The organism is Sphaerisporangium viridialbum, assembly GCF_049674955.1.
Classification (GTDB): domain Bacteria; phylum Actinomycetota; class Actinomycetes; order Streptosporangiales; family Streptosporangiaceae; genus Sphaerisporangium; species Sphaerisporangium viridialbum.
This window is the reverse complement of record NZ_CP187232.1, coordinates 9,087,568-9,101,156: the sequence shown is the minus strand read 5'-3', so window position 1 is coordinate 9,101,156 and position 13,589 is coordinate 9,087,568. Positions and strand designations below refer to the sequence as shown.

The 13,589-nt window shown below is 71.2% G+C and carries 9 protein-coding genes; 7 read left to right on the top strand and 2 right to left on the bottom strand.

Annotation, left to right across the window (positions count from 1 at the left end):
- Nucleotides 1-31: 31 nt before the first annotated feature.
- The 7 genes from ACOZ38_RS40930 (at nucleotide 32) to ACOZ38_RS40900 (ending at nucleotide 10,671) form a co-directional block, all read left to right on the top strand.
- Nucleotides 32-2,515: an ATP-binding protein gene (locus tag ACOZ38_RS40930; protein ID WP_424536246.1), complete on the top strand. Its 2,484-nt coding sequence runs from the start codon at nucleotides 32-34 to the stop codon at nucleotides 2,513-2,515.
- 94 nt (nucleotides 2,516-2,609) lie between these two features.
- Nucleotides 2,610-5,108: a hypothetical protein gene (locus ACOZ38_RS40925; protein ID WP_405141687.1), complete on the top strand. Its 2,499-nt coding sequence runs from the start codon at nucleotides 2,610-2,612 to the stop codon at nucleotides 5,106-5,108.
- 2 nt (nucleotides 5,109-5,110) lie between these two features.
- Nucleotides 5,111-5,761, top strand: coding sequence for a hypothetical protein (locus ACOZ38_RS40920; protein ID WP_424536245.1), 651 nt, complete (start codon nucleotides 5,111-5,113; stop codon nucleotides 5,759-5,761).
- Nucleotides 5,758-6,846, top strand: coding sequence for an NlpC/P60 family protein (locus tag ACOZ38_RS40915; protein WP_424536244.1), 1,089 nt, complete (start codon nucleotides 5,758-5,760; stop codon nucleotides 6,844-6,846). The genes ACOZ38_RS40920 and ACOZ38_RS40915 overlap by 4 nt, the downstream gene beginning before the upstream one ends.
- Before the next feature lie 81 nt (nucleotides 6,847-6,927).
- A complete protein-coding gene (locus ACOZ38_RS40910) occupies nucleotides 6,928-7,317 on the top strand; it encodes a (deoxy)nucleoside triphosphate pyrophosphohydrolase (RefSeq protein ID WP_424536243.1) in 390 nt (129 codons plus the stop codon).
- Between the two features lie 189 nt (nucleotides 7,318-7,506).
- Entirely contained in the window at nucleotides 7,507-9,423 is a 1,917-nt protein-coding gene (locus tag ACOZ38_RS40905) for a hypothetical protein (RefSeq protein WP_424536242.1), read from the top strand.
- Between the two features lie 96 nt (nucleotides 9,424-9,519).
- A complete protein-coding gene (locus tag ACOZ38_RS40900) occupies nucleotides 9,520-10,671 on the top strand; it encodes a hypothetical protein (protein ID WP_424536241.1) in 1,152 nt (383 codons plus the stop codon).
- Between the two features lie 222 nt (nucleotides 10,672-10,893).
- Here ACOZ38_RS40900 and ACOZ38_RS40895 read toward each other — a convergent pair whose 3' ends face one another.
- Both ACOZ38_RS40895 and ACOZ38_RS40890 read right to left on the bottom strand, forming a co-directional pair.
- Nucleotides 10,894-11,676 carry a succinate dehydrogenase/fumarate reductase iron-sulfur subunit gene (locus ACOZ38_RS40895; RefSeq protein WP_405141676.1) on the bottom strand — a complete coding sequence of 261 codons (783 nt, stop codon included), beginning with the start codon at nucleotides 11,674-11,676 and terminating at the stop codon, nucleotides 10,894-10,896.
- Entirely contained in the window at nucleotides 11,676-13,583 is a 1,908-nt protein-coding gene (locus ACOZ38_RS40890; RefSeq protein WP_424536240.1) for a fumarate reductase/succinate dehydrogenase flavoprotein subunit, read from the bottom strand. Before ACOZ38_RS40890 ends, ACOZ38_RS40895 begins: the two co-directional genes overlap by 1 nt.
- Nucleotides 13,584-13,589: the final 6 nt, after the last annotated feature.

The following is a 13,589-nucleotide window of genomic DNA, read 5'->3' as shown; positions in this document are numbered from 1 at the left end:
AGCGTGCCCAGCGTGGGGGGCGGGCCGGCTGATGGCGAGAACGTCGCGGTCGAGGAGCAGGCTGGCCGTTCGCTATTTCGACGACCGGATCCTCCTCACCGACTCATCGGCATGGGCATATTTCCGGCTTCCGACGGTGAGCTATGAGTTCGTCACCGCCGAGGAGCGGGAGGCCCTGGCCACCAACATCACCATCGCCCTCGCCGCCATCCGCATGACCGACGCCGAGGTGCACCTGCGGGTCGCCCACCGGGCCTATCCCGCCGCCGACTGGGCCATGGCGCTCAACTCCACCTCCGACGAGGGGGACGGCTGGCGCGACTACCTGGAGGACATGTACCGCCACGTCTGGGCGAAGGACTTCTGGTCGAAGGAGGTCTACCTCGGGGTGCGGCTCGGGCCGCGCGGCGCGCAACTCGGCACGGGGGTGCTCGCCCAGATCTTCGGCTTCTACCAGCGCAGCGAGAAGACCCTGGGCCTGGAGGACGACCACGTCCCCGACAACGAGATCAGCAAGTGGACCGACCAGGCCGAGCGTCTCGGGCGGGCCCTCGGCTCCAGCGCCCTGTACGCCCGCCACGCCTCCTCCGGCGAGATCGCCTGGCTGTTCCGCCACGCGGCCTCGGGCTCGCTCGGCGACCCGCCGTCGTCGGCGACCCCGTCCAGGCGGTGGGGTAAGGGCGAGGTCGAGTCGCTGGTCGAAGGCCAGATCCACAACGGCAGGTCGCTCCTGCGCATCGAGCAGCCCGCGGGCGACTCCTACGTCGCGCACCTGTCGTTCGCCAGGTTCCCCGACCTGATGCCGTTCCCCGACGGGGAGCCGTGGCTGCACTTCATCGACCAATTACCGTTTCCGGTGGAAGTCAGCTCGCGGATGCGCTTGATCCCCCCGGTCAAGGCGAGCAAGGACGTCGCGCGCAAGCTCGCGCACGCCCGTGACATGGACATCCACATCCGTGAGGCCGGTGCGGAGGCACCCATCGCGCTGGCCGAGCAGATCGACGCGGCTCGCATGCTGGAGCACGGGATCACGAAGGAGCGGCTGCCCTTCGTGTACGGCTGGCACCGGCTGATCGTGGCCGCGCCGACCGAGGAGATGTGCGTGCAGCGCGTTGAGGCCGTCGTGGAGCACTACCGCGACATGGGCATCGACATCGTCAACTCCACGGGCGACCAGTTCTCGCTGTTCTGCGAGGCGCTGCCCGGCGAGCGCGTGCGCGTCAACGCCTACGCCCAGCGGCAGCCGCTGCGCACGATCGCGGGCGGCATGGCCACGGCCACGGTGGACCTCGGCGACCGCATCGACGAGAGCGGTGCCGGGTGGGCCGGGCCGTACATCGGGGAGACCCTCGGGCGTGCGCGGTCGATCGTCCACTTCGACCCGCTGGTGGCCGCGACGCGCAACCGGCCGACCGCCATCGCCATCACCGGCGAGCCCGGTGGCGGCAAGACCACGCTCGCGCTGCTGCTCATCTACCAGATGTCGCTGCGCGGGGTCACCGTCGCGGTCATCGACCCCAAGGGCGACGCCGAGTCGCTGGTCCAGCTCCTGCAGAACCGCGGGCGCAAGGCGCGCATCATCCCGCTGGGCTCGGCGGCCCCCGGCCTGCTCGACCCGTTCTCTTTCGGCGACGACATCGCGGCCAAGAAGACCATGGCGACCGAGACCCTGCGGCTGCTGCTCCCGCGCATGTCGGAGGAGCGCGAGTCGGCGATGATCCAGGCCGTGTCCACGGTGTCCAACGCGCCCGATCCGTCGCTCGGCAAGGTCGTCGACCACCTGGAGGAGGCTGAGGACCCGGCCTCCAGGAACCTCGGCGCGGTGCTGCGCTCGATGGCCGAGATGCACCTGGCGCGGTTGTGCTTCGACCCCTCCGGCGGCGAGCAGATCGACACCGAGGGCTGGACCACGGTGTTCACCCTCGGCGGGCTGACCCTTCCCGACGTCGCCACGGCGCGCGACGACTACTCCTACGAGCAGCGCCTCTCGGTCGCGCTGCTCTACCTGGTGTCGCAGTTCGCCCGGCGGCTCATGAACGGCCTCGACCGTCGCGCGCCCAAGGCGATCTTCCTGGACGAGGCCTGGGCGATCACCTCGACGCCCGAGGGCGCCAAGCTCGTGCCGGAGGTCTCGCGCATGGGCCGTTCCAGGAACACCGCGCTGGTGCTGGTCTCCCAGAACGCCGGTGACCTGCTGAACGAGCAGGTCACGAACTGCCTGTCCTCGGTGTTCGCCTTCCGCTCGACCGAGCGCGTCGAGGTCGACCACGTGATGGCGTTGCTCGGCGTGGAGCCGTCCGAGGAGCACAAGGCCGCGCTGCGGGCTCTGGGCAACGGTGAATGCATCTTCCGCGATCTGGACGGCCGGGCGGGCCGTATAGGGGTGGACCTCATCTCCGAGGAACTGCTGCGTTGGCTGGACACCAATCCGACCCACGACAAACCCGACGAGAGCGTGCATGATCCTCGTGGGCGGGCTAGCAGGCCGGGGACTGCGCAGGAGGTGCGGTCATGAGACGTCACGAGCACCGCGACAGGCGGCATGACGAGCAGCGTGGAAGGCACCGTGGACCGAGGGCGCCTCTGGGGCGCGCGAGTGGAGCGAGCGCATGAGACGGTTGCGGCGCAAGGTCGTTGTGGTCCTCGCGATCCTCGCGAGCGTCCTGGTGGTGCCGATCGCGTTCTCCCCGACCGTGGCCGGCGCCGCCGGGCCGTGTGACCTGTCACCGGACCTCGCGCCCGAGATCGTCGGTGGTGGCGTCGACGGGCTCGTCAAGCCGCCGCCACCCGACCCGGCGCCGGGTACGGGCGCGACGGGCACGGCGGGCCTGGGCGACACGACGTCGCCGGACGCGTACTCCGCGACCACCGGCACCACGACGTCCGGCAAGGACGTGGCGGAGCCGCTGACCAACTACGACCGTTATGGCATGGCCGGGCAGTTCTGGCACACCTACGGCCTCGGCTGCAACGACGTGGCGGCGGTCCTCGGCAACGCGTGGGCCAACACGGTCTTCTCCTGGGCCAAGGCCATCGACCGGATGACGATCACGACCTACCAGGCGGCCGCCACCGAGGGACCGCTCCAGTCGATCAAGGACATGGTCGACGACATCGTCACCAACCTCGCCAACGCCATGTACTGGCCGTACCTGCGAGTGATCATCCTGCTCGGGGCCGTGTGGCTGGCGTGGTACGGCCTGATCCGCAAGCGTGCCAGCACGACGGCCGAGGGCGTGATCTGGATGATCCTCGCCGTCACGGTCGCCGTGTGGTTCTTCAGCCGCCCGGGCGACTTCACCGGCCTCGGTAAGACGGTGACCGACAAGACCGGCGAGATCGTCAACTCGGCGTTCAGCGGGCTGCCCGGGGCCGGCGGCGCGTCCTGCCTGCCGGCCAAGGGCGAGACGAACGCCAAGGCGGGCCCGGGCGGCTACGGCCAGAGCGGCACCCCGGGCGTCGCCCAGAACGCCGACGCGCTGTGGTCCACGCTCGTCTGCAAGCCCTGGCTGATGGGCGAGTTCGGCACCGCCGACCCCAACGCCGCGATCGTCCGCACGTTCGGCGCCAAGACGCTGGACATCCAGGCGACCGACGTCCAGGAGCAGCGTTCGGGCCAGAAGCCCAGCTCGGGCTCCCATCAGGCGAGGTTCGAGGAGGAGGTCGCCAAGCCGCTGGAGAACACCCCGATGTTCTTCCTCTTCCAGGGCAAAGACTGGACGAGCAGGCTCGGCATCGCGATCGGCGCCCTCATGGCGGCCATGGTCACGGGTGTGCTGATCTTCCTGGTGGCGGTGTCGCTCATCGCGCTCAAGATCGGCTTCCTGCTGCTGCTGATCCTCGGGCCGGTGTTCCTGCTGATCGGCGTCCACCCCGGGTCGGGGCGCATCATCGCCATGCGCTGGGTCGAGATGCTGGTCGGCACGCTGCTCCGCCAGGCCGTGCTCGCGTTGGTGCTCGGCGTGCTCGTGTACGGCTACGCCTTGATCATCTCCACGAACCTTCCGTGGGGCATGCAGATCATGTTCATCGCGCTGCTGACGATCGCGGTGTTCTTCTACCGCCGGCCCTTCCAGCACCTGTTCTCGTCCATGGACGGGCACACGCTGGCCACGCGGATGCTCGGCGAGGCGGCCTCCGCGCCGACCCTGTCCCGCGCCGCGAACGCCCTGCCGCCGGTGGCCGCGGCGCGCATGGGCCGCTGGGGCCTGCGCAAGGCCGAGCCGGTCATCAACGCGGCGGCCATGGCGGCCGGAGGCGCCGCGGCGGCGACCGCCTCCTCGGTGGCCCAGGGCCGGGTCAGGGGCGAGGAGGTCACCCCAGGGGCCACGCAGCAGTCCGGCACCCGCGTGCCGGTGGGCGCCCAGCCCGCCCCGCTGGACGCCGACGGGCAGGCGGGGCTCCGGCGCAAGGCGACCGGGCGCGGCACCGCGGTCCCGCGTCCCGGGGCCGCGCCGCCGCTCAACCTCTCCGGCCGCATGGGCGGCTCCGGCCGTCCCGGCGGCGCGGGACCCGGCGCCCCGAGCCCACGCCCCGCGACCCGCACCGGCACCAGCACAGGCACCGCCGCCGGGACGGGCGCGGGAGGCGGCGGGTCGTCGGGTAGCTGGTTCGGCGGCAGGTCCGGTGGCGGGTGGGCCTCGCGGTCCGGCTCCTCGGGCGGGTCGTCCGGGGGGTCTTCGGGTGGCTCCCGCCGTTCCGAGGGGGCGGCGCCGAGGGCTCCGCGCTCCACGGCCGGCGGGCCCCGGGGCGTGTCGGGCGGCGGCGGTTCGTCGGGACGTTCCTCCGGCGGCTCGTCGGCGCGTTCGTCAGGCGGGTCGTCCAGCGGGTCCTCGGGTTCCTCCGGGAGGTCGTCGGGCCGTTCTTCGGGCGGCTCGTCGGGAAGCCTGTTCGGCGGCTCGTCCAGCCGGTCGAACGGCTCCTCGGGCAGTTCGTCGGGCGGGTCGTCCGGCTGGCTGTCCGGAGGCGGCCGGTCGTCCTCCGGGGGCGGGCGCTCGGGGTCCGGCGAGGCCCCGCCGCTCTGGCTGCCCCCGCGCTCCGACTCCGGACGCGGTGAGGCCGAGCAGTCGCCGTTCTGGCTCCGACCGGCCGACCGCGACAAGGACTGACGATGGTGCAGGTCAACGACCGGCGAGGGCTCGTCTTCGCCGGTGTGGTCGTCGCACTGGCGGCCGTCGGCATCTACCTGTCCATGCGGCCCGCCTCGGGCGGGTCGCAGGACGGCGGTCCTCCGAGGACGGCGGCGGTCTCGACCCCCACCGCGCCGCCGCAGACGGGAACGTCCCCGGCTCCGGCGGTGAGCCCCGGCGCGTTCGACATCTACAGGTTCCTCCCGGTTCCCAAGGAGCAGATCGCCATGGCCGCCGACGTGGCCCAGCGGTTCGCGGTCTCCTACGCGACGTACCGGTTCGACGAGGACCCCGCGTCCTTCGCCGAGCGGCTGAAGGGGTTCACCACGGTCGAGATGGGCGCGAGCCTCGCCCGGGACGTCACCACGCCGGCCACGGTGGACCAGAACCGCGCCGATGAGGTCGTGTCCCAGGGATCGGCGCGGTTGAAGACCATCAGGAACATCTCCGATGGCTCGATCGTGTTCGTGGTCACCGCCAGCCAGCACATCACCGCCAAGAGCGGGTCGCAGGAGCGCAGCACCGACTACGCGATCACTCTCACCCAGATCGGCACCGAGTGGCGGGTGTTCGACATGCAGCGCGCCGACGCGGGCCAGGACGGGGACACCGGCGACGGGACCACGCAGTGACCTCCCGCGTGCGCATAGCGCTCCTCATCGGGCTGGCCGGGGTCGTGCTGGTCACTCTGATCATGGCGCCGATGCTGATGAGCACGTTCCCCTCGTTCCTCGGCGGCGGCAGCACGGCCGGCGGCGACTGCACGGACACGGTCACCAAGGTGACGAACGTCTCCACCACCGCTCAGTCGGACATCCCGCCTGACTACCTTGAGCTGTACAAGAAGTGGGGCAAGAAGACCGGGGTCCAGTGGACCGTGCTCGCCGCCGTCGGCAAGCGCGAGACCGACCACGGCCGTTCCAGCCTGACCGGGGTCAAGAGCGGTACGAACTACGCCGGAGCCGCGGGTCCCATGCAGTTCCTGATCAGCACGTGGGGCGGCAAGGCCAAGATCAAGATCCCGTCGAAGTTCAGTGGGTACGCGTCGGACGGCGACGGCGACGGCTGGGCCGACGTCTACAACCCGGCCGACGCGATCCTCGGCGCGGCCAAGATGCTCAAGCGCAACGGCGCCCCCGCCGACCTCAAGCGGGCGCTCTTCGTCTACAACCACGCGATGTGGTACGTCGAGCAGGTGCTGGTGATCGCCAGGCGGTACGCCTCCGACGGCACGCTGGAGCTGCCCCCGGAGGCAGATCCGGCCTGCGACGCGCCCATCGTGGAGGCGGCGCCGACCGACATCGTGCGCAAGATCCTCGCGTACGCCCTGGCCCAGCGCGGCAAGCCGTACCGCTGGGGAGGCACGGGCCCGGACGCCTTCGACTGCTCGGGCATCATCTACATGGCCTATCGCGCGGCCGGGCTGTCGATCCCGCGCACGACCTTCGGCCAGTGGCCGTTCGGCGCGACGGTCGCCAAGGGCTCGGAGCAGCCGGGAGACCTGGTCTTCTTCAACGCGGGGCCCGGCACGTCCTCCAGCAGTCCCGGGCACGTGGGCATGGTCGTCTCGCCCGGCAAGATGGTGGAGGCCCGGTGCACCCTGTGCGGGCCGATCAAGATGACGACGTACCGCGACCGGCCCAACATCGTCGGCTACACCCGCCCGCTCCAGAACCCGGCGGTCATCGGGCAACTCAAGCGGCTGGGCCTCACCTAGATCGGGTCATTCCGCGCACTTGCCGCGTTCTCGATGCGTCCAGGAGCGAGACCGGGGAGAGACTCCTTAGTCTTTACCCGCATGGAGAAGATTGTTGTCGCGGCGGCCATCGTCGAGGGGGGCAGGCTCCTGGCCGCCCAGCGTGCCGGGCCGCCGGAGATGGCCGGGGGCTGGGAGTTCCCCGGCGGCAAGGTCGACCCGGGTGAGAGCGACCACGCGGCGCTGATCCGGGAGTGTCAGGAGGAGCTCGGCGTCGCGATCGAGGTGGGGGACCGCATCGGCGGCGACTGGCCGCTCGGTCCCGGGTACGTGATGCGCGTCTGGCTCGCACGGCTCATCTCGGGCGTTCCGCACCCCCACGAGCACTTGGCGCTGCGCTGGCTCGGCCCTGACGAGCTCTTCGACATCCCTTGGCTACCTGCTGACCTGCCCATTGTGCGGGCTGTACAAGAACTGATCCCTGAGGGTTGAGGCCCGGCACGGTGTGAGATAACAGCTACACAGCGTGACGAGTTTGTCGCGCACCGTATCGGGGGACGGGGATCTGCAGTGGCCGGTTGGTGGCGACGTGCCCATGTGGTGTCCGTAGTCGGCGTTGGAGCGCTGGCTCTGGGAGGCGGGGGTACCTCTCTCGCCGCGACGGCGGCGGAGCTCGGCTCCGTGGAGCCGCCGGATACGGCCGATGGCGCCCAGCTCAGCGTGCGCCTGGAGCCCGTGCGTGATCAGGGACGGCAGGACAAGCCGATCCGCGAGGGCGACCTGCTGCACTTCCGGGTCAGGCTGGACGGCCCGGCCGAGGGCGCGCGCCTGGCGGTGGCGGCCACTCCGAGGGATGCGCTGGCCTCGGTCGGCTGCGACGACGTCGCCGACATGCCCGTGAAGCCGGCCTCGCGCCCGGAGACGTGCGAGTTCGGCGACGTCTCGGGCACCAGGACGGTGGACGTCGCGCTGAGGGTTCCGCGCCAGGCGGGCGAGGTCGGCGTCACCGCCGTCGCCCAGATGCGCGACCCGGGCGGCGTGCAGTGGATCCGCCGGATGGCGGACGTCAAGATCAAGCTGGACGGCCCGCCCGGCACGCGGGGCCCCGAGCCGGATCCGGGCGCGCCCGACTTCAAGTCCCGGAACGAAGGCGAGATCCAGGGGCTCGGCCCCGGATCGATCCAGCAGGGCGAGCCGGGAGAGCCCGCCATCGGCGCGGGCCCGGCCGCGGGCGGGGGAGTCGCCGCGCCGGAGTCGCCGGGCATCACCCTGGCGGGACCGTCCGGGCCCTCGGACGCCTCGAAAGAGACCGCCCCCAAGGACAACGACCCGAAGGACAACGAGCCCAAGGGCAACGACCCCAAGGGCAACGACCCCAAGGAGAGCGCCCCCAAGGGCAACGACCCCAAGGGCAACGAGCCCAAGGGCAACGAGCCCAAGGGCAACGAGCCCAAGGGCAACGAGCCCAAGGGCAACGAGCCCAAGGAGAACGCTCCCAAGGGCAACGGCCCCAAGGGCAACGCGTCCAAGGGCAACGACCCCAAGGAGAGCGCCCCCAGGGGGGACGTCTCGCAGGGGGACATCGTGAAGGGCGAGGCCCCGAGGCCGCAGATCGGGGAGTACCCCGTGCCGCTCGGCATCGGCGGCCCTCTTCCGAAGATCGGTGACGTCGCCCCGCCCGAGACGCTGGTGAAGGACACCGACGGCCCCAGGGACGCCGCCAACGTCAAGGACCTGACCCTTCCGGCGGGCCCGACCGGCCCCGAGGGTGCCGCCCAGCCCGCGGACGCCGCGACGTCCCCCGAGGGCCCGCTCGACAGCGCCCCTCGACCGGCGGAGCGGGTCATCGACCTGACCGGCCCGGCTTCCGTGCCCGTCGGCGCCCATGACCAGGGCGCCACCCCGAAGTCGCGCCCGGACTCCGCGCAGGCGGTCCCCGGAGCGTCCCGGCTTCCGGCGGGCAGGCTCAAGGCGTCGCCCGCGATCCCGCACCCGGCGCCCGGCGCCCCGGCCAAGCCCGCGAAGGCAGCGGTGCCGCCCCCCGCGATCCCGTTCCCGGCGCCGATGCCGCTTCAGGGGCCGGTCCCCGCGCCCGTCCAGGGTCCGCCGGTGGCGCCTCTGGGCGGCGCGATCCAGATGCCTCCGGCGGCCGTCATGCCGCCCGCGCCGGTACCGGTACCGGCACCCAGTCCGGCGCCGGGCACCGTGCTGGCTCCCGGCATCCAGCCGCCCGTTCCGGGCGCGGTCCCCGGCCAGCAGCCCGTCCCCGGGCAGCCGATCCCGGGCCAGGCGCCCTTCCCCGGCCAGGCGCCCTTCCCCGGCCAGGCGCCCTTCCCTGGGCAGGCGCCCTTCCCTGGGCAGGCGGCACCCGGCCAGGTGCCCGGGGCGGTCCCGCCGCAGGCCCCGGCGATGGGGGCGCCGCTTCCTCAGGAGATGCGCCCCGGGAACCCGAACCTCGTGGCAGGCACGGAGCAGGACGACCTTGAAGTGGTGCGGGGGTTGCCCGCGGCCGTGGCCGCGGTAGGCCTGTTGCTCGGCGCGCTGGCGCTGCAGATGAAGTTCCGGCGCAGGCGGGCTTCCCGGAAATTCCTGCACTAGATGGATCAGTGTCGCTGAACGTCCTTTACTGTTACTTTTGCCCAACTAGGATGTGCCCTAGTTTGATCGGCAAGAGTGGCAAGGTGGAGGGCAGCGGTGAGCGGACGCGTGCGTGTGACGGCCGTGTCCGCGGTGGTGGCATCGATGGGTCTCACCGGCGTCGTCCTGCTCGCGACGGCGCCGCTGACGGCCTCCCGGGCGGACGCCGCGCAGGTCGCGATGGTCGACCCCACGCAGATCGAGCCCAGGGACCCGACCATCACCGATGACCCGGGCGCCGACCAGTCGCCGCAGCCCGAGCCGACGGTCACGGTCACCATCACGACGAGCCCCGACCCGACGGTCACCCATACGAAGACGGTGAACCCGAAGCCGCCCGCCAAGGCGACGAAGACGCCCAAGCCGACGGCGACGAAGACCTCCCCCATCGAGCCGCCGCCGACGTCGGTGGAGCCCCCGCCGACCAGCGCGCCGGTGATCCCGTCCAGCGAGCCGCTCGTGCCCACGAGCCAGCCTCCGGTGGACGTGGCGCCCGAGCCCCAGGTCTCGCTCGCGCTGGTCACCCCGACGCCCACGCCGTCGGAGACCTCCGAGCCGAGCCCCTCCTTCGAGGAGCCGACGCCCGACTCGGTGCCCATCGAGATCCGCAACGCGTCCCCCGAGTACAACCAGATGGAGCTGAGCAGGAGGCTCGCCGTCCCCGGGGTGCTGCTGGCCGTCCTCGTGATGCTGGGCGTGCTGATCTTCGAGGGCAGGATCCGGCGCACGGCGCACGCGGCGGCGGTCCGCAGGGCCGGGCCCCGCTCGCCGGGCCGGCACCGCGACGACGTCCCCGGCCCCTATGCCATGCCGGGCTACCCGATCTACCACGGGGGCACGACGTACGCGCCCATCATCAGCTTCGTGCCGGTGCAGGGCTTCCCCGGCGGCCCGCAGGACCCGCAGGGGTACGGCGTCGCGTACGAGCAGGGCCTGAGCGGGCCGCTCCCGCTCGCGGCGGGACCCTCCGAGCCGTGGCCCCGCAGGGAGGACGTCGAGTACCTCGGCGACTCTCCCGCGACCTTCCAGGCATCCAGCGACCAGCCGCTTCTCGGCGAGCCACTTCCCGGCCAGCCGCTTCCCGTCGAGCCGCCGGCCGGGGTGAACCCGCCTCCGGCGGGCGGGGAGCAGGCGACGCTGCAGGCCCCTCTGCCGGGCGGCAAGCCCGGCCGGGGCCTCCTGGGCCGCTTCCGCCGCGGCTCCTCCTGAGACGCCGTACGGCCGCGCACGAGGCCGCCGTACGGCCGCTCGGGTGCTCTCCGGCACGCAGGGCGGCCGACTCGGGTGCTCTCCCGCACGCATGGCCGCCGTACGGCCGCTCACGTCCGCTTCCGCCTGCGGAGACCGTGATCGTCCGCCGGGCGGCCCTCAACGCATACGGGCCGCCGACCGTCGTGTTCGCGGTCAGCGGCCCGTCACCACGTCCGGGGTCTAGCCGGTCTTGGAGCCCGATGAGCTCGACGAGCCCGAGCGCTTGAAGATCTTGTTGCCGAGCCAGACCAGCGGGTCGTACTTCCGGTCGACCACGCGCTCCTTCATCGGGATCAGCGCGTTGTCAGTGATCTTGATGTGCTCGGGGCAGACCTCGGTGCAGCACTTGGTGATGTTGCAGTAGCCGAGACCGTGCTCCTCCTGCGCGGAGTCCTTGCGGTCGGCCACGTCGTACGGGTGCATGTCCAGCTCGGCGATGCGCATGAGGAAGCGCGGGCCGGCGAAGGCCGCCTTGTTCTCCTCGTGGTCGCGGATCACGTGGCAGACGTTGTTACACATGAAGCACTCGATGCACTTGCGGAACTCCTGGGACCGCTCGACGTCGATCTGCTGCATGCGGTACTCGCCGGGCTTGACGTTGTCCGGCGGGGTGAAGGACGGGATCTCCCTGGCCTTCTGGTAGTTGAACGACACGTCCGTGACGAGGTCCTTGATGACGGGGAACGTGCGCATCGGGGTGACGGTGATCGTCTCGTCTTCCTCGAACGTCGACATGCGCGTCATGCAGCCGAGCCGGGGCTTGCCGTTGATCTCCATCGAACAGGAGCCGCACTTGCCGGCCTTGCAGTTCCACCGGACCGCGAGGTCGGGGGTCTGCGTGGCCTGCAGCCTGTGGATGGCGTCGAGGACGACCTCGCCCTCGTTCACCTCGACGACGAAGTCCTCAAGCTTGCCCTCGCCGCCTTCGCCGCGCCAGATGCGGAACTTGGCCTTGTAACCCATCAGGACTCCTTAACGAGCGCGTCGAAGTCCGCCAGCTCGTCGGCTGTGACGTACTTGCTGAGCTCCGCCCGGTCGAACAACGTGATCAGGTCCTCCCGCATGGAAGGCTGGTGCTTCTCCTCGATCGTGACCTCGCCGTCCGGGGTGAGCCCGCACCGCAGCAGCTTGCGCCGCCACTCCGCCGACATGCCGGGGAAGTCGTCGCGGGTGTGCCCGCCGCGGCTCTCCTCGCGGATCAGCGCCGCGCGGGCGACGCACTCGGAGACCAGCAGCATGTTGCGCAGGTCGATGGCGAGGTGCCATCCAGGGTTGTAGATGCGCCCGCCGGGCGCCCCGGCGTTGGAGGCCCGCTCCTTGAGCTTCTCGACGACCTCCAGGGCCTCCTTGACCTCCTCGGCCTTGCGGATGATCCCGACGAGCTCGTTCATCGTGCGCTGGAGCTCGTGGTGGACCTCGTACGGGTTCTCCCCGCCCGTCCGCGAGAGGGGGGCCATGGCCTCGATCTCGGCGCTCTTCAGCGTCTCCTCGGCCGTGACCGGCCGGACGGCGAGCCCGTCGACGTACTCGGCGGCCCCCGCGCCCGCGCGGCGGCCGAACACCAGCAGGTCGGAGAGTGAGTTGCCGCCGAGGCGGTTGGAGCCGTGCATGCCGCCTGAGACCTCACCGGCCGCGAACAGGCCCGGCACCGACGAGGCGGCGGTGTCGGCGTCCACCTCCACGCCGCCCATGATGTAGTGGCAGGTCGGACCGACCTCCATGGGCTCGGCCGTGATGTCGACGTCGGCCAGCTCCTTGAACTGGTGGTGCATCGAGGGCAGCCGCTTGACGATCTCGGCGGCGGGAAGCCGGCTCGACACGTCCAGGAACACGCCGCCGTGCGGGGAGTTGCGGCCAGCCTTCACCTCGGAGTTGATCGCCCGGGCGACCTCGTCACGCGGCAGCAGCTCCGGAGGGCGGCGGTTGTTGGCCTGGTCGTTGTACCAGCGGTCGCCCTCCTCCTCGGTGGTGGCGTACTTGTCCTTGAACACCTCGGGGATGTAGTCGAACATGAACCGCTTGCCCTCGGAGTTGCGCAGCACCCCGCCGTCACCGCGTACGGACTCGGTGACCAGGATGCCGCGCACGGACGGCGGCCAGACCATGCCCGTCGGGTGGAACTGGATGAACTCCATGTTGATCAGCTTCGCCCCGGCGAGCAGCGCGAGCGCGTGCCCGTCACCGGTGTACTCCCAGGAGTTGGAGGTCACGGTGTAGGACTTGCCGATGCCGCCGGTGGCGAGGACGATCGCGGGCGCGTCGAAGCAGATGAGACGGCCGGTCTCGCGCCAGTAGCCGAAGGCCCCGCTGATGGCGGCGTCCTCGGTGGGACCCTCCTTGAGCAGCTGGGTGATCGTGCACTCGGCGAAGACCTTGATGTACGCCTCGGGGTCGCCGTGCAGCTTCTCGTCCTCCTGCTGGAGGGCGACGACCCTCTGCTGGAGGGTGCGGATCAGCTCCAGGCCCGTACGGTCGCCGACGTGGGCGAGCCGGGGGTACTCGTGGCCGCCGAAGTTGCGCTGGCTGATCTTGCCGTCCTTGGTGCGGTCGAACAGCGCGCCCCAGGCCTCCAGCTCCCAGACGCGGTCGGGGGCCTCCTTGGCGTGCAGCTCGGCCATCCGCCAGTTGTTGAGGAACTTCCCGCCGCGCATGGTGTCACGGAAGTGCACCATCCAGTTGTCGTCGGGATTGACGTTGCCCATGGCCGCGGCGGCCCCGCCCTCGGCCATGACCGTATGGGCCTTGCCGAACAGGGACTTGCAGACGATGGCGGTGCGCTTCCCCTGCTGCCGGGCCTCGATTGCCGCCCGGAGTCCGGCGCCGCCCGCTCCGATGACGACGACGTCGTATTCGTGACGCTCGATTTCCACTAGTGA